Raw genomic sequence first — 22,490 nt, forward strand, 5'->3', positions numbered from 1 at the left:
TAATATTCTTAATCTAGCAATAGGAGCACAAAAATGAAGACCTTGGTTTTGACTGCACTGCTATCCGCCCTTGCAATTCCGGCATTCGCTGCTGACATGGTCGAGGCTCCCCCCGAGCCCGTTGCAACCGAGGTAGTGACCGCGTTCGATTGGTCGGGTGCCTATATCGGTATCCAGGCTGGCGGCTCATGGCTCAATGGTGAATTCAGTGCCGACGGCGACAGCGCGGACCAGGACTTCAACGGTGGATTCGTCGGCAAATTTATCGGCTACAATTTCACGTTCGATAATTTCGTCATTGGCGCCGAGGGCGATATCAACTACAACTGGAATGACAACAACTACCGCGTAGGCGGAGTGCGAGGCGACGTAGGCACCGATTGGTCTGGATCTCTGCGCGCTCGCCTGGGCTATTCGTTCGATCGTGTCCTCATTTATGTCACAGGCGGCTGGGCGATGACGAATGCCCACGTCGACCAGACACCCGGTAAGAATTGGGACCGGAACTTCAATGGCTGGACAATTGGAAAAGGCATCGATTACGCCGTGACCGACAACGTCTTCGTTCGCGCTGAGTATCGCTATACGGACTACAGCGATAGGAACTTTGGAGGCGTCAAAGTAGATCTCGACCAGCATACGGCGACGATCGGCGTAGCCTACAAGTTCTGAGAACGCACCTCTGTCTCCCAACTAGCCCCGGAGCGTCGCTGCGGGGCTTTTTTACTGTTCTCTCAGGCTGTTCCGGGCTGTGCTACTAATTCGTAGCGTGCCCGACTCAGGCTCACCAGGCTGGCAATTGCCGCGCAGCCAGCCGACATGATGACCGCAAATTCGAGCGCGACCGAGAGCGGCAGCGTCGCGAAGATGATCGACATGGAAATCCCGCCCAGGGTTTGGCCGAGAAGCCGCGCGGTACCTTGCATGGCGCCTGCCGCGCCGCTTCGGGCTTTCGGTGCCGACAGAAGCAGAATGCGGTTGTTCGGCGTCTGGAACAGTCCGAAGCCGAGGCCGGAGATCACCGTACCGACGACAAACGCGATGGCTCTCGGATCGGGAGGGCTGAGAGCCGCGACCATCAAGCCAACGGCGAGCAGTGCCCCACCGATGGCGCAAAGCCACGCGGTCTTGACGCGGTTCGCCAGGCGTCCCGAAATGGGTGCGATGATTGCGGTCGCGGCCGGCCAGGGCATCATGTAGAGACCGGCCTGAACCGGCGTCATGTGCAAAGTGTGCACGAGATAGAAGGGCAGCGCGATATAGCTCAGCATCTGTCCGCAGAAGCAGAATATCGAGGCGATGACCGAAACGCGGAACGCTGGCATCGACAAGAGGTCCGTGGGAATGATCGGGGCCTCGCTGTTCCGTTCGAGGCGCAGCAGGACAAAGAGACAGGCCAAGGCGGCGGCGATGAGGGCCGCGCCGCTCAGTGGCGCTGTCGCTATCCGGTCGGCGCCGCAGAAGAAAAGGATGAACATCAGCGTGTTGGCCAGTAGCGCCCTGGCGTTGAGCTTTCGCTTCACGCCCTGGGTTTGACCCAGCAGGCCGCCGCCCAGAAGAATGATGGCGCCGAGCGGTATGTTCACCGCGAACAGCCAGGGCCAGGTCGTGACGGAAAGAATGACGCCGGCAATGCCCGGGCCGGCAGCGGCCGAGATTGCGATGACCATGGCGTTGACGCCGATGATGGGACCCAGCATGTGCTGCGGCAAGGCCGAGCGCAGGTTCATCATCGCAAGTGCCATGATCGCGCCTGCGCCAAGGCCCTGCGCGAAACGCGCAAGGATCAGCAGTGGAAGGTTGCCCGCGAAGGCGCAGGCTGCGGACGTGACGGTGAACAACGCGACGCCGATGAGGAAGACCCGCCGCGCGCCGTAGATTTCACCCAGCGCACCACATGGAAGAATGGCGACGAGCACGGCCAGCTGGTAGGCCGAGACGACCCACACCGTGCTACCGGCCTCTGCATGCAAGGAGCGCGCGATCGCGGGCAGGGCGACATTGGCAATGGCACCGTCCAAGACGACGAGAACGATGGACAGAAGCAACATGGCGACAGCGAGGTATCGCCGAGGCGAAGCGAGACCGTCTTGAAAAACCGGTGCGGTATCGGTGAGGGACATGGAAAAACTCCAGGCATTATCGGACGCCCCATTACCTAGACTTTGCCAATGGCTCGCGCCAGACGCAACAGAATCAATTGACCATTGCGTGGAACGCCATGCGGTCATAGAATTGAGCCATGTCTGATCTCGATCTCAACCTCCTGGTGGCACTTGACGCGTTGCTCAGCGAGCGGAGCGTCACGGCGGCCGCCCGCCGTCTTGGCCTCAGCACATCAGCGATGAGCCGGACGCTGTCGCGGTTGAGGACCGCGCTGGGTGATCCGATCCTCGTTCCGGCCGGACGCGGCATGGTTGCGACACCCCATGCCCTGGCAATTGCCGAGGAGGTGCATTCGTTGAAAGACGCCGTGAAAACGGTGCTCAGTCCGCCGTCGACCGTGGATATCAGGGAGGTGCGGCGTGATGTCACGATCCGTGCCAATGAAGCATTCGTGCTGCTCTTCGCCGCGGTTCTTAGCGCCGCCGTGGCCACCGCTGCGCCGGGGATAAGGCTACGCTTCGCACCGCGATCGGATAAGGACGTTCAGTCCTTGAGGGATGCGGTCGTGGATCTGGATATCGGGGTCCTTCCGCGGGACAGCGGGGAACTGCGTTGCCAGACCCTTTTTGAGGATCGCTATATCGGCGTCGCACGGACGGGGCACCCGATTTTCGACAGAGAGCCCATAACGGCCCTGCGCTATGCCGCCTTGGGGCACGTGCTCTTCTCGCCGTATGCGGACTTTGCCGGTCCGGTCGACAGGGCGCTCGCCGAATTGAACCTTTCCCGTGACGTCAGACTGATCGTACCAAGCTTCCCAGCGGTGATCGCCGTTGCCGCGGCATCCGATCTGATCGGATCGGTTCCGAAGTCCTATTGCAAAGCCGCACCGATGGGGGAGATCAGGACCTTCGAGTTGCCAGTCGCCGTGCCGGTTTTCAATATCGTTCAGGCGTGGCATCCCCGGATGGACGCGGATCCCATTCATCGCTGGCTGAGGGCGTTGATTTTCGAGACGTTCCACTCGATGAACTGAATGCGGGCCTGCCTCCCGGCGTCACCTGTCAAACCTGCGCGGACTGGCATCCACAAAATCCTTGCCTGGGGTGAGGTTCGCCAACGATGTGTTCGATATCCGCGGCGGCCGACGTAGCAAGCGAATCGAGACGGGATTATGCTACATGGGCGAGTACAGCGACCCCACGGGCGAAGCCAGTTCGCCGGAAACATGCCATGCCCGATAGAAGACCCTTTCTTGCGCCCCTTTCGAACGACACGTTTCGCAATATCTGGCTAGCGAGCATCGTGTCGAACCTTGGTGGGCTGATCCAGGGCGTGGGCGCTGCGTGGATGATGACCTCGATTACATCATCCGAAAACATGGTCGCACTGGTACAGGCCTCGACGACGTTGCCGATCATGATGTTCTCGCTCGTCGCGGGCGCGGTTGCCGATAACTTCGATCGTAAGCGTGTGATGCTGATAGCGCAGGCCTTCCTGTTCTCGGTGTCCGCTCTGCTTGCCGCCGCTGCCTATCTCGGCTGGATTTCGCCCTGGCTCCTGCTGACATTCACGTTTCTCCTCGGCTGCGGCACAGCGCTCAACAATCCGGCATGGCAGGCGTCGGTCGGCGACATGGTTCCGCGCGACGACGTGGCGGGGGCGGTGTCGCTGAACTCGATGGGCTTCAACCTTACCCGCAGTGTCGGGCCGGCGATTGGCGGCGCCATTGTTGCCATCGGCGGGGCGGCGGCGGCATTCCTGGTCAACGCGGCGAGCTACGTGGCGCTTGTCGCCGTCCTTCTGCGATGGACGCCGCCAAGGGAGGCCAGGACGCTGCCGCGTGAGGAGATCGGCCAGGCGATCGCGGCCGGGCTGCGCTATGTGTCGATGTCGCCGAACCTGCTCAAGGTGTTTACGCGCGGCTTCGTGTTCGGCTTCTCGGCGGTGGCGATCCTGGCGCTGTTGCCAGTCGTTGCGCGCAACATCATCGGCGGCGGTCCGCTGACCTATGGTCTCATGCTCGGAGGCTTCGGCCTGGGCGCCGTGGCGGGCGCTTATTTCAACACGGGTCTGCGTGAGCGGATGACAAGCGAGACGATCGTCCGCTGCTCCTTTGCCGGCTTTGCGCTGAGTGAAGCCATCATGGGCGCGACCGGCAATATCGTCCTGATCGGGATCGCAGTCGTTATCGCGGGCGGGTGCTGGGTCATGGCGCTCTCGCTGTTCAACACGATCGTTCAGCTTTCGACGCCGCGTTGGGTCGTGGGCCGGGCCTTGTCCTTTTACCAGATGGCGACGTTCGGCGGCATGGCAGCCGGCGCCTGGCTATGGGGTAGCCTTGCCGAAAATTATGGCGTCGGCAATTCGTTTTCGATTGCCGCCATCGTCACTGCGGGCGGGTTGCTGATTGGCTTCGCTCTGCCGATGCCACTTCTGGCATCCCTCGATCTTGATCCGTTGAACATATTCAGGGAGCCTGAACTACAGCTGGATATCCTGCCGCGCAGTGGTCCGATCGCCATTCAAGTGGTCTACGAAATCCGCGACGAAGACCAGACCGAGTTTCTCGATTTGATGGTCGAACGACGGCGCATCCGCATTCGCGATGGAGCCCAGGCATGGGCCTTGATGCGGGATCTGCAAAATCCCCAGCGCTGGACGGAAACCTATCACACGCCGACCTGGGTCGATTACGTCCGTCACAATATCAGACGGACCAAAGCCGATGCGGAAAATCTGGACCGGCTGCGCCAGTTGCACCAGGGTGGTGGATTGCCCGACGTGCACCGCATGATCGAGCGCCAGGTCATCCCTCCCGCCGGCGATGTCTTCCACCAGATGCCGATCGAGCCGCATTGATCGTGCGCTGGCTGATCGCGCGTCGCATTATCGGGTATTTTAGAATAACATCCGTCGCAGCACGGGTGCATGAGACTATTCCTCGATGTTAGATTCCTCTTTAGTCGAAAGTGTCGGCGCTTGGGAGGAGCGACGCATGGCATCATCCGCATCGCAGGAAGTGGCAGGGCGCGTTCTGATCGCGGAACGCAATCCCCTCGTCATTGCCGCGCTGCGCGGATTGTTCGCCGAAAATGCGCGCTTTACCGTTGCCGACACGGCGCGGTCATCGGTCGAACTCTGCGAGAAGCTGGCCTATGTCGAGGCTGATTGCGTGCTGCTCGGCTGGCAACTCGCCGATGCGGAGGCGCCCGATGTGATGGCCGATCTGGGGCGGCACGGTTTCGATCCGCGGATCGTTCTTTTCGCCGATACGCAGAATTCCGCCGTGGTCACCGAGACGATCCGCATGGGCGTCAACGGGCTCTGCTACCAGTTCGAGGATCCGGAGATCCTCTTCGCAACGCTGACGGCGGTCATGAAGGGGCGCATCTGCATTCCCTACACCGTGTTGTCGAAGGTCACCAATACCCCTTTCCAGCACCTCACCTCGCGCGAAGCGGAACTGCTCGGCATGCTCGCCAACGGCTGGTCGAACACCCAGATCGCCAGTCGCACCGGAATTTCCGAGAATACGGTGAAATACCACCTCAAGAATCTCTACGACAAGCTCGAGGTGCGCAATCGCGCCATGGCCGTAGCACTCTACGCCAAGGAGCGCCGGCGCAAGCTGGTTTAGAGCCCCTTGCATTGAAATGGAACCGGTTCTGCCGGAGCAGGTTTTCGTTCAGGGCAGAGGCGATTGGCGAAGGGCATACCCAGATGTACGGCCGAGCCGATCGCCTCTGATCCTGGCGGAAAGATGCCCGGCCCTCCGGGTTGGCTGAAACGGGCCGGCTCCTCGATCGGCTGGCTTGGCCGTAGAGCTTGGCTACGCCGCGCGCCAGCCGATCGAATATCCGACTCCGTTTGAGCCAACAGAATCGATTCCATTTCAATGCAAGGGGCTCTAAGTCTTACGGGTAGGTCAAACCTACCCGATCTCCCCAAAGCCACTACCCGACCGCGACGTTTCGCGCTGCCCATCCGCTATTCTTTTCTGCCCGGGAGAGTGTGGCGGAGCGATCCGGCAAAAGGCAATCTTTATGTCGAGGAACAGTCCGCTCGCGGACGCTGCATGCATCGGAGGAACACATGCCAGGCTACAATCATCTCTTCATTCCCGGCCCCACCAACATCCCCGAACAGGTTCGCCAGGCGATGAACCTGCCGATGGAAGACCAGCGCTCGCCCAGATTTCCGGATTTGATCCTGCCGCTGTTCGCCGATGTCAAAAAGGTGTTCAAGAACCAGAACGGCCGCGTCTTCATCTATCCGTCGTCCGGTACGGGTGCCTGGGAAGCGGCGATGACCAATGTGCTTTCGCCCGGTGACAAGGTGCTGATGAGCCGCTTCGGGCAGTTCTCGCATCTCTGGGTCGATATGGCGGAGCGCTTCGGCTTCGAGGTCGATTGCCTCGACATGGAATGGGGAACGGGCGTGCCGGTCGAGCTCTATGCGGAACGTCTCGCCGCCGACAAGGCGCACACAATCAAGGCCGTGTTCGTGACGCATAACGAGACCGCGACCGGCGTGACCTCTGATGTCGCCGCCGTCCGCGCGGCGCTCGATGCCTGCGGCCATCCGGCGCTGCTCTTCGTCGATGGCGTCTCTTCGATCGGCTCGATCGATTTCCGCCAGGATGAGTGGGGCGTCGATTGCGCCGTCTCCGGTTCGCAGAAGGGTTTCATGCTGCCCGCCGGCCTCGGCTTCCTGTCGGTCAGCCAGAAGGCGCTGGAGGCCTCGAAGACGGCCCGGCACATGCGCTGCTATTTTTCCTTCGAGGATATGATCAAGACCAACGACACCGGCTATTTCCCCCATACGCCGCCAACGCAGCTGCTGCGCGGCCTGCGCGCTTCGCTCGACCTGATCTTCGAAGAGGGCCTCGAGAACATTTTCGCCCGGCACCATCACCTCGCGAACGGTGTGCGCGCGGCGGTCTCCGCCTGGGGCCTAAAACTCTGCGCGACGGAACCGAAGTGGCATTCCGACACGGTCTCGGCGATCCGGCTCCCCGAGGGCGTGGATGGCGTCGAAGTCATCAAGCACTCCTACCGCACCTACAATACCTCGTTCGGCAGCGGTCTCTCGAAGGTGGCGGGCAAGGTGTTCCGCATCGGCCATCTCGGTTCGCTGAACGAAGTGATGGTGCTCGGCGCGCTCGGCGCCGCTGAACTGACGCTGCTCGATTGCGGCGTGAAGATCGAGCCGGGCTCGGGTGTGGGGGCTGCGATCAACCAGTTCCGCTCAGCCAACGCGACGACGACCGCCAAGGCGGCCTGAGAAAAGACCAGAGGGAGGACATCATGAGCCATACGATCAACCATCTTCGCAAGCTGCGGCTGCAGCGCAGCGAACTCGCGGTGCCGGGCTCGAACCCCGAGATGATCGAGAAGGCGGCGAATTCGGACGCCGACTACATCTTCCTCGACATCGAGGATGCCGTCGCGCCGCCGGACAAGGAGCGCGCCCGTGCCAATATCGTCCAGGCGCTCAACCAGATCGACTGGCGCGCCAAGGGCAAGACGATTTCCGTCCGCATCAACGGTCTCGACACCCACTACATGTATCGCGACGTCGTCGACCTGATGGAGCAAGCCGGCGATCGGATCGACACGTTGCTGGTGCCAAAGGTCGGCGTGCCCGCCGACCTCTACATGGTCGAGGCCATGGTCAACCAGATCGAGATCGCCAAGGGCTACAAGACCCGCGTCGGCCTGGAAGCCCTGATCGAGACGGCACTGGGGATGGCCAACGTCGAGGCGATCGCGCAGTTCGGCGGACGGCTCGAGGCGATGCATTTCGGTGTCGCCGACTATGCCGCGAGCCTCAAGGCCCGCACCGTCAATATCGGTGGCCTCAATCCGGATTATCCCGGTGACCAGTGGCATTTCGGCCTGTCGCGCATGACGGTCGCCTGCCGCGCCTATGGCCTGCGCGCCATCGACGGACCATTCGGCGATTTCTCCGATCCCGACGGCTACAGGGCCGGTGCCCGCCGCGCTGCCGCACTCGGCATCGAAGGAAAGTGGGCGATCCATCCGAGCCAGATCGCACTCGCCAACGAGATTTTCTCGCCACCCGAAAAGGAGGTCGATCGCGCCCGCCGTATCATCGACGCGCTGAAGGTCGCGGAAAGCCAGGGCAAGGGCGCCGCGTCGCTCGACGGCAAGATGATCGACGCCGCATCCGAACGCATGGCGCGCAACGTGCTCGCCACGCATGACGCCATCTCGGCCGGCAGGTAGGAGGAACACCAATGGACATCCACGAATATCAGGCGAAGGAACTCCTCTCCCGTTACCAGATCCACATTCCGCGCGGCGGTCTGGCCTACAGCCCCGAACAGGCGGCCTATCGCGCGAGCGAGATCGGCGGCGACCGCTGGGTGGTCAAGGCGCAGATACACTCCGGCGCGCGCGGTAAGGCGGGCGGCATCAAGCTCTGCTCGTCCGACGATGAGATCGTCGAGGCCGCCGACGGCATGCTCGGCCGCAAGCTGGTGACGCACCAGACGGGTCCGCAGGGCAAGCTGGTCAGCCGCCTCTATGTCGAGGAGGCGATGGACATCGAGCGTGAGATCTATATCGGCTTCGTGCTCGACCGGAAGTCCGAGCGCATCATGATCGTCGCCTCGTCCTCGGGCGGCATGGAGATCGAGGAGATCGCCGAGGCCGAGCCCGACTCGATCATCCGCGCCACCGTCGATCCCGGCGTCGGCATGCAGGATTTCCAGGCCCGCGAGATCGCCTTTGGTCTCGGCATCGACAATGCCCTGATCGGCCGCGCGACGCAGACGCTGCTCGGCTGCTACCGCGCCTTCGTCGAATACGATGCCTCGATGCTGGAGATCAATCCGCTGGTCGTCACCAAGCGGGGTGACCTCGTGGCACTCGACGCCAAGATGAGCTTCGACGAGAACGCGCTCTTCCGCCGTCCGCATATCTCGGAGATGCGCGACAAGAGCCAGGAAGACCAGCGCGAGACCTTTGCCTCCGATCGCGGCCTTTCCTATGTCGGCCTCGAGGGCAATATCGGCTGCATCATCAACGGTGCTGGCCTCGCCATGGCGACGATGGACATGATCAAGATCGCAGGCGGTGAGCCGGCCAACTTCCTCGACATCGGCGGCGGCGCGTCGCCCGAGCGCGTGGCGAAGTCGTTCCGCGCCGTGCTGCGCGACAAGAACGTCGAAACGATCCTCGTCAATATCTTCGCCGGCATCAACCGCTGCGACTGGGTGGCCGAGGGCGTTATCAAGGCCCTTCGCGAAGTGGGCGTACCGGTGCCGCTCGTCGTGCGTCTCTCCGGCACCAACATGGAAGAGGGCAGGCGCATCCTCGCCGAGTCGGGCGAAGACATCATCGTCGCGGAAACGCTGGCCGAGGCTGCCGCCAAGGCGGTCGATGCGTGGCGTACGTTCACCGCAAACAAAGCTGCTTGAGGGAGATCGAGACATGTCCATTCTACTCGACAAAAATACAAAGGTCATCGTCCAGGGCTTTACCGGCAAGATCGGCAGCTTTCACGCCGAGGACATGAAGCGCTACGGCACCAACGTGGTTGGCGGCGTCACGCCCGGCAAGGGCGGCCAGAGCCATCTCGACATGCCGGTCTTCAACACGGTGAAGGGCGCGATACAGGAAACCGGCGCGGATGCATCGATCGTCTTCGTGCCGCCGCCGTTTGCGGCCGACTCGATCATGGAAGCGGCGGATGCCGGTATCCGACTCTGCGTCTGCATTACCGACGGCATTCCCTCCCAGGACATGATCAGGGTCAAGCGATATATGAGGCGCTACCGCTTCGACGATCGCATGACCCTGATCGGGCCGAACTGCGCGGGCATGATCACGCCCGGCCAGGCGCTGATGGGCATCATGCCGGGCTCGATCTACCTGCCCGGCCGCATCGGCATCGTCGGCCGCTCGGGCACGCTGGGTTACGAAGCCGCGAGCCAGATGAAGGCGCTCGGCATCGGTGTGTCTACCTCGGTCGGCATCGGCGGCGATCCGGTCAACGGTTCGTCCTTCAAGGACATGCTGGAACTCTTCGAGAAGGATCCGGGCACTGATGCGGTCTTGATGATCGGTGAGATCGGCGGCCCACAGGAAGCGGAAGCCGCGCTCTGGGCGCAGAGCAACATGAAGAAACCGCTGATCGCCTATATCGCCGGCCTGTCCGCGCCCAAGGGGCGACGCATGGGTCATGCCGGCGCGATCATCTCGGCTTTCGGGGAATCGGCACAGGAAAAGGTCGAGATCCTCAAAGGCGCCGGCGTCACGATCGTGCCCACTCCGTCATCCTTTGGCGAGACGGTTGCGGACGTGCTGTCGGTGATGAGCAAGGCTGCCTGAAAGACAAAACCGCGTATTTGTGACCAGCCCGCTGGTGCTTGCGGGCCGGCTGAGGATGGGCTGCATGTTGCAGACTTAGGCGGCGTGACCATGAGCAGCCAAATCGTGCTCGTGGTCGCACCGGTCTGGGCTGCTTCACGCGGTCTTAGCCTCCTCGATACCCAACTCCTGCTTCATCGCATCCCGGATCAGGTATTTCAATGCAAGAGGCTCTAAGGCCGGTGTGCCGAACGGACGGACCGAGCGACATTCCTTGACTCCAGCAATTTCACGATCACTTGCAGCACGCGATTTGCCGGCGTTGCAATTCCAAGCTCTTGCCCGTTGCGCACAATGAAACCGTTCAGGTAGTCGATCTCCGTCGGCTTGCCAGCTGCGAGGTCCTGGGCCGTGGACGAATACTGGTTGGGCATGGAGCGGGCGAGACCGAAGAGGGTTTCCATATCTGGATTCGCTATGTCGAGACCCATCGCGCGTCCGACTGTGACGCATTCCCGCACGACATCTGTCATGACCTCCCGCACGCCGCCGGTTTCCATCATTGGGCCGTATGGCACCTGTGCTGCGGCGGAAAGGGCGTTATAGGCGCAGTTCAGGATCAGCTTGCTCCATAGAGCCCCATTCACATTGTCCGATATCGTTACGGGAACTCCGGCGGCGCGGAACGTCTCGGCAATGTTGCTGCTCTCGGGCGAAACGCCGATGACGATATCGCCACGCCCATTGTGCTTGACATGGCCCGGGCCAACAATTTCGGCTGCCACATAGACTGCGGCGGCAATGACGGGCCGTTGGAGAATAGCCTGCAATCGCTCGGCATTGTCGACGCCGTTCTGGAATGTGAAGACGGTGGCGTCCGGTTTCAAATAGGGCGCCATGGACCTGCCGGCTTCCTCGGTGTCACCTGACTTGACGGAGAACAGCACGATATCGGCTTCAGCAAGAGAGGCCGCGTCGGTTGATGGCGTGACCGCCACAACATTGTCGAAACCCGCCGTCTCCAGCCGAAGGCCATGGGCGGCAACGCGATCGACGAAGGCCTGGCGACCCACGAGGGTCACGTTGTGGCCTGCGCGTGCGAGCACCGCGCCGTAATAGCATCCGACCGCGCCGGCACCCATGATTCCGATGTTCACCGGTCGCCTCCATCCATGAATCTCTGCTTTTGCAGTTTTGCCTGATGTTAAGTATCGGGTTGGCCTATCGCAACTGTTTTGGTGTGGAATGGGCGTAGGCTGGGTCTGCGAAAAGCGGCGTCGCCATGCTAGATATAGAGCCACTGGGATGCAAGGATGACGACAACGTGAGCGAAACGCCGGCCAACAATCAGGGCGACAAGGGTCCCTTGCTAACGCTTTCGTCGCGCTTTGCGGAGTGGCTCGCATCGGTTGACGCATCGCTATCGCTGACGACCTACCAGGCCGGCCGGCTGTTCTTTGTCGGCCGCAAGGTTGACGGCGGGGTGCGCGCGCATGAGCGCATGATCGAGCAGTGCCAGGGCCTCTGGACGGACGGCCAGTCGCTCTGGACAAGCGGCCTCTACATGCTGTGGCGTTTCGAGAACATGTTGCGCAAGGGCGAGACCACGCCGGCGGGAGCGGACCGCAAGTTCGTGCCCGTCGAAGGCCGCGTGGTCGGGCGGATCGATGTGCACGATATCGGGCTTGGCGAGGTCGATGGCATCAGGCGACCGGTCTTCGTCAACACGCTCTACAATTGTCTTGCGACCTTCAGTGATACGGCGAGTTTCCGTCCGCTCTGGCGGCCAAAATTCATCAGCGCGCTGGTGGGGGAAGACCGGTGCCATCTCAACGGATTGGCGATGGATGGCGCCCGTGCCGCCTTCGCCACCGCGGTGAGCCGCTCCGATGTGGCCGACGGCTGGCGCGATCGCCGCCACGATGGCGGCGTCTTGATCGACGTGGCGACCAGCGAGATCGTGGCCAGCGGCCTGTCGATGCCGCATTCTCCAAGGCTCTATGGTGGCAAACTGTGGCTGCTGAACTCAGGCACCGGCGAATTCGGAACCGTCGATCCCGCCGATGGTATTTTCACTCCGGTCTGTTTTTGTCCGGGCTACGCCCGCGGGCTCGCCTTCATCGGCCACTATGCCGTCATCGGGCTTTCACGGCCGCGACGCGGTGGTGCATTTGCCGGGCTCGCGCTTGACCAGCGTCTCACCGAGAAGGATGCGGCGGCGCGCTGCGGCCTGGTGATCGTCGACCTCGACACCGGCAACGTTGTCGAATGGCTGCGCTTCGAGCACACGATCGATGAACTCTATGATGTCGCCGTCCTGCCCGGCGTGCGATCGGCCGAAGCGATCGGGTTCAAATTCGATGACATCCAGCGCGAGATTACCATCGAGCGGCGAACGCCCTGAAGGGAGATCGCTGAAATCATTCTTGATTTGCCGGTTCCCGATCAATCTGCTTAAATCTGGCGGGGCATAGCATTCCGGCGAAAGCATATCTCTTAGCGTATGGGAGGATGTATCGATGGCGATGTTTCGTGCGGGCACCGGTTCGCCTTTTCCTGTTGGCACCAACCCCGTCTCCAATGCCACCGCCGATCTGGACGGCGACGGCCATCTCGATCTTCTGTTTGTCAACTACATCTCCGATAACGTCTCGGTGCTGTTCGGCGACGGCAATGGCGGCTTCACGGCAGGCGCGCCGGTTCCGGTTACCAACGGTCCACGCCAGATCAAGGCCCGCGACCTCGACGGCGATGGCGATATTGATTTTCTTGCCACCAATTATAGCGGCAACAACGTTTCGGTGGCACTCAACAACGGCAATGGCACATTCACGCCAGGGACGCCCGTTCCGGTGGGAAACGTTCCGCGTGGTCTCGGGGCGGCCGATCTTGACGGCGATGGTGACATCGACTTCATCTCGGTCAACTACCAGTCCAACAATCTGTCCGTCATGATCAACAACGGGAACGCCTCCTTCACGCAGAAGGCCGGTTCGCCAATTGCCACGGGAACGCGCCCGGTACAGATGGTGATAACGGACCTTGATGGCGACGGCGACCGCGACCTTGCCGTCACCAGCAACAACACCAATACTGTCGGTATCTTCATCAACAACGGCCATGCTGTTTTTACGGCACGCGCGCCCGTGGCTACGGGAACCGGGCCACGCGGGATTGCCGCGGGCGATGTGGACGGCGACGGCGACCAGGATCTCGTGGCGACCGATTTCGGCGCCAACACCGTCTCGGTGATGCTTAACAGGGGCAGGGGCGGTTTCAATCCCGCGACCCATTTCGCGACCGCAAACAATCCCTACGACGTGAAACTCGGGGACCTCGATGGCGATCGTGACCTCGATATGGTGGTCAGCAATTCCGGCAGCAGTTCGCTGACGGTGCTGCTCAACGATGGTTCCGGCGTCTTCATGCCGGCGAACGGCTCGCCTTTCCCTGTCGGCGTTTCCCCAGGCGGTATCACGCTGGGCGACTTCGACGAAGATGGCGACCTCGACATTTCGAGCGCGAACTTCGGTTCGAACACGACGTCGATCCTGATCAACACCGCATCCTATTATTCACTGACCAGGGCCAAGTCGGATCATGAGGGAACGAGGGCCGGCACGGGAGGCGACCTCGTCTTCACCATCCGGCGCAGCGCGACATCGGAGGCCGAGGATGTCACCTATACGGTCGGCGGAAAAGCCCATCCAGGTTCGGACTATACGGCTCCGAGCGGCATCGTGAGTTTTGCGGAGGGCCAGAAAACCGCAAAGGTCCACATCTCGGTCACGCCGGACAGGAATTTCGAACACGACGAGAACGTCGTGTTGAAGCTGACGGGAACGAGCGGAGACGGCAGCATAAATCCGGACAGGGACAGATTGGGCGCCAGGATCAAGAACGACGATCATCGTCAAAGAGCTGGCGATGACAACGCTGGCTCCGACAATTTCGTCTTCAAGCCGACCAGCGATCCAGGGACTAGCAGGAGTATAAGCAATCCCATCGCCGACATTGATCATCGTGACGATCAGATCAACCTCACTGCAATCGACGCCGGCCGCCATCTCGCGGATAACCAGGCTATCAGCTGGCACGGCGCCGACAATTTTGACGACGGCGCTTCGGGCTGGTTGATTGTCTAGAAATTCAACCGGCCCGGCAGAGTAACGATGCGACCGTGGCCTATGGCCATCCTGCTGTAGCCGATGACAGTCGAATCCGCAGCGATGCGTTAGATGCGGGTTACAGGGAGCGGACGCCTGTCACTTCAAAAAGCTCGATCTCGGTGTGTCGGCCCTTGGCCTGGCCAAAACCGATCAGACGAAACAGGATGCGGTCGCTGCAACGCGCCTTGACCTCGGCGCTCGCCAGAATACTCGTGCCATATGTCTTGTTCATGCCTTCGAGGCGGGATGCCACGTTGATCGTGTCGCCCATCGCCGTGTATTGAAGCCGGTCCGCCGCACCCACATTGCCCACCACCGCCGCGCCGGTATGGATGCCGACCCTGGTCTGGAATTCCGGCAGGCCCTTGAGGCGCTGGCCCTCGTTGAACTCAGCGAGGGCTGCCTGCATGGCGAGCGCGCTCAGGCAGGCGTTCTCGGCGTGGTCGTCGTCGGTGCCGGGTGCGTTCCACATGGCGAAGATGGAATCGCCGAGGAACTGGATGATCGTGCCCTTGTGTGCACTCACTGCCTGGTTGAGGACATCGAAATAGACCGAGAGCATGGTCACCACGTCCTCGGGCGGATAGCGCTCGCTGATGGTTGTGAAGTCGTAGATATCGGTGAAGATTGCCGTCACCTGCTGGCGGGCCGCCGTGCGGCTGGAAAAGCTGCCGGATTCCATGCCCTTACGGACGATCTCGCGGGGCACGAAGAGCGCAAAGGTGAAGATCGCATCGCGGGCGCGGTTCATGGCCTGGCTCAGCGAGGAAATTTCCGTGATGCTCGACGGCACGACGATTGGGGTCTGGAAGTCGAATTCCTGGAGCTGATCGGCGCCGTTCTTCAACCGGTGAAGTGAACTCGATATCATCGAAGCGAGCAGCAGCGCGCCTCCGATTCCGAGCAGCACGATCAGCCCAGCGATCGCCAGCCCCTCCGCGGCCATGCGGTTTGCCGGCGCCATGAGTTCGTCATAGGGAGCCGCGATGACGATCCGGTCGCCCTTGAACAGGACGGCGTTGTCGATCTTCGTCGCAAGGATGAGGTAGTCGCGGCCGCGCAGGGTGATCCGCATCGGACGGCCCTCGTTTCCGGAGAAGCTGGCCAGTTTGGCGCTGAGGCCGCTGTTGTCAGGCGCAGCGTCGACGTCGCGGTTTTCGAGGGCTGACAGGATGTTCTGCATCATCACGGGATCGGAATGGACAATCGGCTCGCCTTGCTCGTTGGCGATGAAGGCCATCGAGCCCGGCGTCAGCAGTTCTTCCTTGAGGAAATCCGTGATCGTCGTCAGGACCACATCGGCGCCCACGACGACCGCGGGATTGCCGCGATGGATCTGCGAAATCGTCATCCCCAGCGCTCCCGTGGTCGCCATCTGATAGGGGCCGGTGGCGACCATGCCGCGCTGCTGCAGTGCCGTGAAATACCAGGGGCGGGTTCGGGGATCGTAGCCGGTGGGCTGGGTTGGAACCTCGTTCATATGCTTCCCGCCGATGTCGATGAAGATGACGCTGGACAGGGGATTGCCCTTGCTGCGATCGATGATGCGAATGGCGAGCGCTGCCTGGGCGGGCGCCTTCAACACCTGGCGCCAGGCACTGTCCGCGAGGCTGACGGTGTGGAAGAACGAGCCGTCGGGATAGCCGACATAGATACCGTCGATATGGCGCGAGCGCAGCAGAGCCTCGCGCAAAGCCGCAACCTTGTTATCAAGACGTTCACGGGGCGGCGACAGAAACGAGTTCGGCACTGAACCGATCATGCCGACCAGCGTCGATGTGTCGTTGGAGATCGCCGCGAGGCGGTAGGTGAGCCGGTCGGAAAAGGCGACCATCTGTTGCTGGACATTCTCGAGCGCCACAGTGCGCGCACGATAGAAGCCCAGCGCGATGAGCGTGCCGGCGACGACAGCGAGAAGCGTGACCATCGTGACGCTCAACAGCAATCGAAGCGACAAGCCCCGGATGGTTCTGGATTTCTCTGACGCCAACGACCTCCCTCGCGTTTCCCGCCTGCGCCGCGCCTGAATGGACTCTTCGTTACTATGCTGCCCGGTCAGGGCACCGGCTTGATACAACGGAAACCGACATGGCTGGTGCCGGTATCTTCGGGCTCTGCATGCCGCGCCGCGGGCCGGTAGCGGCGGCAGTAATTGGGAGCGCAAAGATGCGAGCCGCCCTTCAATACACGCCTCGGGATACGGATTTCCGGCTGTCTTGGGTCGTAGGCGCGGTCTATATGGCCGCCGCGCGGATCGACCGGCACGCAGCACGGGCTGGCGGCCGGCTCGGGGTGCTGATCCGACCAATAATCCAAAGTCCATTCCCAGACATTACCGATCATGTCTCTAAGGCCGTATCCGTTGGGCGGGAACGATCCCACCGGCGTCGTCCGGTCCTTGCCCCTGGGCTTGGTACTGTAGATCGGGAACGATCCGTCCCAGACGTTGGCCATGTCGGTGATCGGCCGCCGATCGGTCCAGGCGAATTCCTCGCCCTCGAGGCCGCCACGGGCGGCGAATTCCCACTGGGCCTCGGTGGGCAGTTGCAGGCCGGCCCATTCGGCATAGGCGAGCGCGTCGGCAAAGGCGACGTGCACGACCGGGTGATCCAACTTGCCGCGCACGTCCGAGCGCGGTCCATAAGGACGCCGCCAATTGGCGCCGGTCTTGAAATTCCACCATTGTGTGATGTCGGGTCCATCGACGGACTTCGGTGGCGTGAAGACGAGGGAACCGGCGCGCAGCATTTCGGGCAGGGCGCCTGGATAGTCTTCGGCGTAGGGGGTTTTTTCGGCGACCGTCACGTAACCCGTCGCGGCTACAAATTCGCGAAACCGACGGTTCGTCACCGGCGCCAGATCCATCCAGAAGCCGGCGACCTTGACGGGATGGGCGGGCCGTTCCTCGGGATAATGGTCATCCGAGCCCATCATGAATTGCCCGCCCGGTATCCAGACCATGCCGCCCGGCTGCCGGTCGGTGGTTGCGCTTTCCAGTGGACGTTCCAGAAGGTCGTCGATTGCCATGACGTTCTCCATCCCTCGACATGGGGTGTCCGGATAGACTGACGGCATTGGCCGGTTCGGCAAGTACGTTACTGTAACAAGACAGCGTAAATCCCGCCGCAAGCGCGACGATCTATTGTGGGGAGGCCCGGGCATGAAGCCTCAGGGCGTCGCGGGCTTGGGGATCGACAGCGGGATGGTGATCGTTGCCAAAATGGCGTTACCTTCCTCGCGCTTCACAGCGGTGAATTCGTGGAAAACTTTAAGCTGTGTCGCGAGCGGGGTCTCACATTACTGTTAATGTACGTTGCTGCTCACTGGTATCGTGGCTTCGGAATACCACCGGCCCGCGACGGCGAGATCGGCTTTGAGCATGGTTCCCAGGTGAGAATTGAAAAAAGGAGCTCGCAACAACGCATCAATGCCTCTGGGGAAATCCGACCTCACAGTGCGCGCATTGGCGAACGCTGCGATGGCCTCCTGTCGCATGTTCAAACGGACAAATGCCGCGATTCGCGTCGCCTCGACCAGTCCGCCATCGACCGGGACGTCCCGCAGCAACTCGATCGTCTTATCGGCGTTTCCGTCGCAATACTGTGACATCGCGAGAACGATCAAAGCACTTCTCGGTCGGATCGCGTCTATCATTCCGGCTTTCCGAACGAGTTCCAGGCCCTCACGGTCATCCCCCCCAAGAAACATCCTGACGCCGACAACGGCGGCCAGATCCTTGTTGTAGGGGCTACGCTGAATGGCATCCCGGCCCAGGACAAATGCCTCGTCACGACGACCAGCGGCGTAGAGCGCGGAGATCCTTGCGATCTGTGCTCGATCGGACGAGGGCGATGCTGCGATAGCGTCATCCGCGAGCAGCAAGGCGCGCTGGCCATTGATCTGTTGCCCGGTGAAGGCATCCTGGAACAGGAGGACGCGCGACAGAACGGCAGCGGCATCGGCGTCGGCCGGATTTTGTTTGAGCGTTCGTTCGAGGCATTCCACCACTTGGTTGATCTTGATGCGGTCATAGAAACTTATGGCGCTCTCGGCCTCGAGCACGCAGCTGTTTCCGAGTCGCGGTTGACCTTGGTTCCTGGCCAGTTCCAGCGAATTCAGCTCTCCGATTGGGGCGCCGAAATGCTGGGCGAGAGCGAACAGCAACGCGTCGTTCGCTGCTCCGGCAGAAGCGTTCGCTGAAGTCTGCTCCTCGCCTGAAGATCTGGTCTCTCCGGTCGACGTGTCAACAATGCGCCAAGACACCGACCTGAAATCCTTGTCGGACCCATATTTCAGATTGACCTGATATCCCTCATCATCCGGATTGGATGTTGTCGCCACGGCGTCAACTGTCCGCGTCTTGGCCTCGTCGGCGCTCGATATCGAGGCCAGCCGCAGCGTGCCGAAGCGTATCAGGGAGATAAGAAGATCATCCTCAAGCTGCTCCGCCTCGGCTTGGTCCGCGGGATTGCGGGCCGTGACAGAGAGCTTCACGAGCGGCTTGAGTGTCAATTGTCCAGATGTGTTTGAGGATGTGGCCAGTTGATTGACTGCCGCCAGAATGACGGCCAACAGCGCAATGCCGATGGCGAATTTCCCTATATTCGCTAAAAAAGTCGGTCGTTCGGGCCGGTGCGGTGGCTCTTCTACCATCTCAGGCGCGGAGACGTCCGCGTATGCGATCGGGCTGGCGATCTCTCTGTATGCATGTGACCTGGTGAATTCGGTGATGTAGTGCCCGCGTGGCAGGTGGATGCGGATCGGCAGATCGGCTCCATATGCCTCATAATATTGATCGAGTGACGCCCGGAGCCTCGTGGCCTCTATCCGCACGATCGGATCGATGTTGGCGTCGAAATCCGCAGATCTTCCAAAGACGTCGATGGCAATGGAATAGGCTTTCACGCCCTTGGATTCGCCCGTAAAGCTTTCGTTGGCGATGTAGCGCAGAAAGGCCCGGTTCCGATCGGTCAGCTTGAAACGCGGGTCGGCGAGCAGGCGCTCGAGTTCGGCTCTCGCTTCGTCCGCTGCGACCATGTCCGCACGTGCTTGTTCAGCATCACCGTTCAAGGCGCACCCCCCGCACGCAAGTTTGTATGCGTGTAGGACTATACTACTATTGCGATAGTTCGGAAGGGCTAAAATTTGCATGGTGAACGGATTTTATTCAGCTGGTCCGTTTTGGCACTGCTTTTCAGAGCCTCCAGGCCGCACATCGGCGGACGATCTCTTCCTCGATGTCGGCGCAAATGGTCTCGTATTCGTGTATCAGGCCACGCTGCGAAACCGGGTTCGATTGCAGGCCCGCGAGTGTCTCTATCGCATCCTCATAGGCTTCCGTGAGATCCCGAATCAGTTGATCCCGGCCGTGTATGATCTGAAGCTCGCCCCTTATTGCGGGCAGCCTGACCATCAAACGGAGAAGGCCTTTCGAGACGGGGACCCTAATCATCTCAGCGCTCGCGATCCTCCCTGAGTTTTCGCACATTGGCTTGCAGGTGGAGGTTTCGGGAATTGTAGACAGAAACTTTGTCGCAAAGCGAGTACGTTACGGTAACAATTTATCGCTCCGCCGCAGCTCTCCAAGCAGCTGTCGTCATGTAACTGTTACGTACGGTGCCCGGTCGGCCGTCTGAAACGAAGTCCCGCCAACTTTGTTCACCTGCCGCCTGTCACGCACCTCCCCGAGATCGCGCCCGAGGAAACAGTTGAGGAACGTGCGGATCAGGGCAATCGCCGCGAACGAGAAAATCGATGAGCACCGTCGCATGCTTGCTGGTGGTTGCAAGCGGCTTGCTCATTCGCCACCTCCAGTTCAGTCGCCGAACACCGTATTCCAGTCCCGCTTCATGCTGACTACGGTGATGCCGTAGTCGGTGGCCTTGTCGAGGGCTTCCGCAAGAGGGCTCAGCCTGAACTCCCGATCATACGCAACCTCTCGCTCACCGTCGTCATGGTGGATCAGCAGCGCCAAGCGCTGGCCCGGTCCCGATTTCGTGTAGCGCAGCATGGCGAGATCGCCGTCGGAATTGCCGAAAGCGAGGATCGGCTTCCGGCCGATATGCAGGCCGATATTGACGGGTTTCACGTCGCGGTCGTTGAAACTGGTGAGTTCCGCGGCCTTCATCAATACGGCATGGTCGCCTTGCAATTCATAGCGCAGACGGGCGCTTGAGCCGATGACCTTGTGGCGCTGGATGCCATAGGCATCCTCGGCAAAGGCGCGGATCAGGTCGATGCCGCCACCCGAAACGATGAAGGTCGTGAAGAGATTGCCGCGGAGAAAATCCAGCAGCTCGACTTGCGGCTGGTAGATGCATTGGGTGAAAGGCCGGTCGTATCTGGGATGCTTTGCAGTGGTAAGCCAGGCGACGGCGATCTCGTCGAACGCTTCCTCCGTCATGCCGGCATGGGTGGCAAAGGCGAGTTCCATCAGCCCTTGCTTTCCCAATTGATGCATTGTCGCATGATCGTGCTCGAGAAGCGCCTTGAACGGCTGGCGCTCGCGGATATCAGGATCCTTCTCGGCGAGCTGCTTTACGCGGTCGATGAGGAAGAAGACCTGCGGCTGCATTGGCTGCTCGCACCACAGCGTGCCATCATTGTCGAAGGTGGCGATGCGCTCCGACGGGGCCACGTAATCCGGTCCTTCCTCATCGGCAATTCGGGTCACGAAGTCGAGGACCGCGGATCTTGCCGGGCCGTCATTCCAGGAGGGTAGAACGGACATCGGTCATGCTCCGTGGCAGGGTGCGGCGGGCGATGGACGCCCGCCGCGTGGTCCTGGGAGGACATTGATTGGCGCCGCTGGCCGCTTCAGTCATTTTTCCCATGCCAGCGCCGGGCCAGGAGTTCATGCGGGGACCGTATTGTCTGCGATGCCGAGTTCGTCGAGACAGTCGAGCATTTGACCGACATTCCGGTCGTTTTGCATTAGGGCGCGAGGTGTCGCCAATTCACAGTACGTAACAGTTACGCCGGACGTAACAGGACGTAACATCCGGCGTCTGAAGCGCTACAGAAGGGGTGGCGAGGTCGGGCTGGATTCCCTCAGCCGCTACGGATCAGTTTCGTGAGTCTCGCCCCGGCCTCGGAATCGGGCAGGCCGAGGTCGCGGACGCTGTTCATGTGGTTTCGGCCGGTGAGGCTCAGCGTCGAGACCGGCAGGCCTTGCTCCTTGAGCAGGCTGGCGAATGCGTTCGCTTGATCGTGAAATGGCGGGGTCTCATCCGACCCCACAAGGATGTCGACCTGCGTCGCCGGATCGTGGCGATGGGTCATCGGCGTGAAGTCGGCGGCTTCGCGGTCGGTGATCCCAATCTCCGGCTGCAGGAATGACGATTGCAGCGGCTTGAGTTCGTAGAGTCCCCCGAGCAGCAAAGCTGCGCGAATGCCGGATGGAATGCCGGGTTCGTTGAACAGGAACGTCGAGAGATGCGCGCCGGCGGAGTGACCGCTGACGGTGAGCCGGACGGGATCGCCTCCGTGTTTGGCGATGTGATCGGCGACCCAGCGCCTGGCGCGCCTGACCTGCCCGACGATATCCGCCATGCGGACAGCGGGCATCAGAGCATAATCGACGATCACAGCAATCGCGCCGGCCCTGGTGATGGTGTCCGCGACATAGGAATAATCGCGTTTGGAGAACATCCGCCAATAACCGCCATGGATGAACATGTGGACAGGCAATCCAGCGCGCGGCCGGTCGGGAAAGAACAAGTCCACGGTTTCGGTCGCATCCGTGCCATAGGCCATGTCGGCGACCATCGGCAGCGTGGCGCGCGTGACTTCGCTGCGGCTGACGATCTCGCTGACAATCTCGTCGAAATCCGCGACATGGGCGCGAATGCGGAATGGATCAGTCTCCATCAACCGT

18 protein-coding genes are annotated in these 22,490 nt (G+C 61.2%); 10 read left to right on the top strand and 8 right to left on the bottom strand.

Annotation, left to right across the window (positions count from 1 at the left end; genetic code table 11):
• Window positions 1-33 precede the first annotated feature (33 nt).
• Window positions 34-672, top strand: coding sequence for an outer membrane protein (locus ACSQ26_RS06415; RefSeq protein WP_436007376.1), 639 nt, complete (start codon window positions 34-36; stop codon window positions 670-672).
• Between the two features lie 62 nt (window positions 673-734).
• Here the strand turns inward: ACSQ26_RS06415 and ACSQ26_RS06420 are convergent, their stop codons facing one another.
• Complete coding sequence (locus ACSQ26_RS06420; RefSeq protein ID WP_436015129.1) at window positions 735-2,051, bottom strand: MFS transporter; 1,317 nt, start codon at window positions 2,049-2,051, stop codon at window positions 735-737.
• A gap of 191 nt (window positions 2,052-2,242) precedes the next feature.
• Here ACSQ26_RS06420 and ACSQ26_RS06425 point away from each other — a divergent pair, with 191 nt between their 5' ends.
• From ACSQ26_RS06425 to sucD, 7 genes are all read left to right on the top strand, one after another.
• A complete protein-coding gene (locus ACSQ26_RS06425) occupies window positions 2,243-3,142 on the top strand; it encodes a LysR family transcriptional regulator (protein WP_436007378.1) in 900 nt (299 codons plus the stop codon).
• 197 nt (window positions 3,143-3,339) lie between these two features.
• Window positions 3,340-4,968, top strand: coding sequence for an MFS transporter (locus ACSQ26_RS06430; RefSeq protein ID WP_436007380.1), 1,629 nt, complete (start codon window positions 3,340-3,342; stop codon window positions 4,966-4,968).
• A gap of 136 nt (window positions 4,969-5,104) precedes the next feature.
• Window positions 5,105-5,746, top strand: a complete 642-nt coding sequence (locus tag ACSQ26_RS06435; RefSeq protein WP_436007382.1) for a LuxR C-terminal-related transcriptional regulator — start codon at window positions 5,105-5,107, stop codon at window positions 5,744-5,746.
• A 455-nt stretch (window positions 5,747-6,201) separates the two neighbouring features.
• Window positions 6,202-7,392, top strand: a complete 1,191-nt coding sequence (locus tag ACSQ26_RS06440) for an aminotransferase class V-fold PLP-dependent enzyme (RefSeq protein WP_436007384.1) — start codon at window positions 6,202-6,204, stop codon at window positions 7,390-7,392.
• 23 nt (window positions 7,393-7,415) lie between these two features.
• Window positions 7,416-8,357, top strand: coding sequence for an HpcH/HpaI aldolase/citrate lyase family protein (locus tag ACSQ26_RS06445; RefSeq protein WP_436007386.1), 942 nt, complete (start codon window positions 7,416-7,418; stop codon window positions 8,355-8,357).
• A gap of 11 nt (window positions 8,358-8,368) precedes the next feature.
• On the top strand, window positions 8,369-9,553 hold the full coding sequence (locus ACSQ26_RS06450) for a malate--CoA ligase subunit beta (protein ID WP_436007388.1): 1,185 nt from the start codon (window positions 8,369-8,371) through the stop codon (window positions 9,551-9,553).
• Between the two features lie 13 nt (window positions 9,554-9,566).
• Window positions 9,567-10,466: a succinate--CoA ligase subunit alpha gene (gene sucD, locus ACSQ26_RS06455; RefSeq protein ID WP_436007390.1), complete on the top strand. Its 900-nt coding sequence runs from the start codon at window positions 9,567-9,569 to the stop codon at window positions 10,464-10,466.
• A 212-nt stretch (window positions 10,467-10,678) separates the two neighbouring features.
• Here sucD and ACSQ26_RS06460 read toward each other — a convergent pair whose 3' ends face one another.
• Window positions 10,679-11,602: a ketopantoate reductase family protein gene (locus ACSQ26_RS06460; RefSeq protein WP_436007392.1), complete on the bottom strand. Its 924-nt coding sequence runs from the start codon at window positions 11,600-11,602 to the stop codon at window positions 10,679-10,681.
• 167 nt (window positions 11,603-11,769) lie between these two features.
• Here ACSQ26_RS06460 and ACSQ26_RS06465 point away from each other — a divergent pair, with 167 nt between their 5' ends.
• On the top strand, window positions 11,770-12,849 hold the full coding sequence (locus tag ACSQ26_RS06465; RefSeq protein ID WP_436007394.1) for a TIGR03032 family protein: 1,080 nt from the start codon (window positions 11,770-11,772) through the stop codon (window positions 12,847-12,849).
• Between the two features lie 115 nt (window positions 12,850-12,964).
• Entirely contained in the window at window positions 12,965-14,590 is a 1,626-nt protein-coding gene (locus ACSQ26_RS06470; RefSeq protein ID WP_436007395.1) for an FG-GAP-like repeat-containing protein, read from the top strand.
• Between the two features lie 100 nt (window positions 14,591-14,690).
• On the opposite strand, the gene ACSQ26_RS06475 is transcribed toward ACSQ26_RS06470, so the two are convergent.
• From ACSQ26_RS06475 to ACSQ26_RS06500, 6 genes are all read right to left on the bottom strand, one after another.
• Entirely contained in the window at window positions 14,691-16,541 is a 1,851-nt protein-coding gene (locus tag ACSQ26_RS06475; RefSeq protein WP_436007397.1) for an adenylate/guanylate cyclase domain-containing protein, read from the bottom strand.
• Window positions 16,542-16,669: 128 nt separating this feature from the next.
• Complete coding sequence (locus ACSQ26_RS06480; RefSeq protein WP_436007399.1) at window positions 16,670-17,641, bottom strand: formylglycine-generating enzyme family protein; 972 nt, start codon at window positions 17,639-17,641, stop codon at window positions 16,670-16,672.
• A gap of 276 nt (window positions 17,642-17,917) precedes the next feature.
• Complete coding sequence (locus tag ACSQ26_RS06485; protein ID WP_436007401.1) at window positions 17,918-19,684, bottom strand: tetratricopeptide repeat protein; 1,767 nt, start codon at window positions 19,682-19,684, stop codon at window positions 17,918-17,920.
• Window positions 19,685-19,808: 124 nt separating this feature from the next.
• Window positions 19,809-20,066, bottom strand: a complete 258-nt coding sequence (locus ACSQ26_RS06490) for a hypothetical protein (RefSeq protein WP_436007403.1) — start codon at window positions 20,064-20,066, stop codon at window positions 19,809-19,811.
• A 363-nt stretch (window positions 20,067-20,429) separates the two neighbouring features.
• Window positions 20,430-21,344 carry an HAD family hydrolase gene (locus ACSQ26_RS06495; protein ID WP_436007405.1) on the bottom strand — a complete coding sequence of 305 codons (915 nt, stop codon included), beginning with the start codon at window positions 21,342-21,344 and terminating at the stop codon, window positions 20,430-20,432.
• A gap of 320 nt (window positions 21,345-21,664) precedes the next feature.
• Entirely contained in the window at window positions 21,665-22,483 is an 819-nt protein-coding gene (locus ACSQ26_RS06500) for an alpha/beta hydrolase (RefSeq protein ID WP_436007407.1), read from the bottom strand.
• Between the last annotated feature and the right edge of the window lie 7 nt (window positions 22,484-22,490).

This window comes from Rhizobium sp. LjRoot254, from assembly GCF_964254105.1.
In the GTDB taxonomy this organism is placed as follows: Bacteria; Pseudomonadota; Alphaproteobacteria; order Rhizobiales; family Rhizobiaceae; genus Rhizobium_E.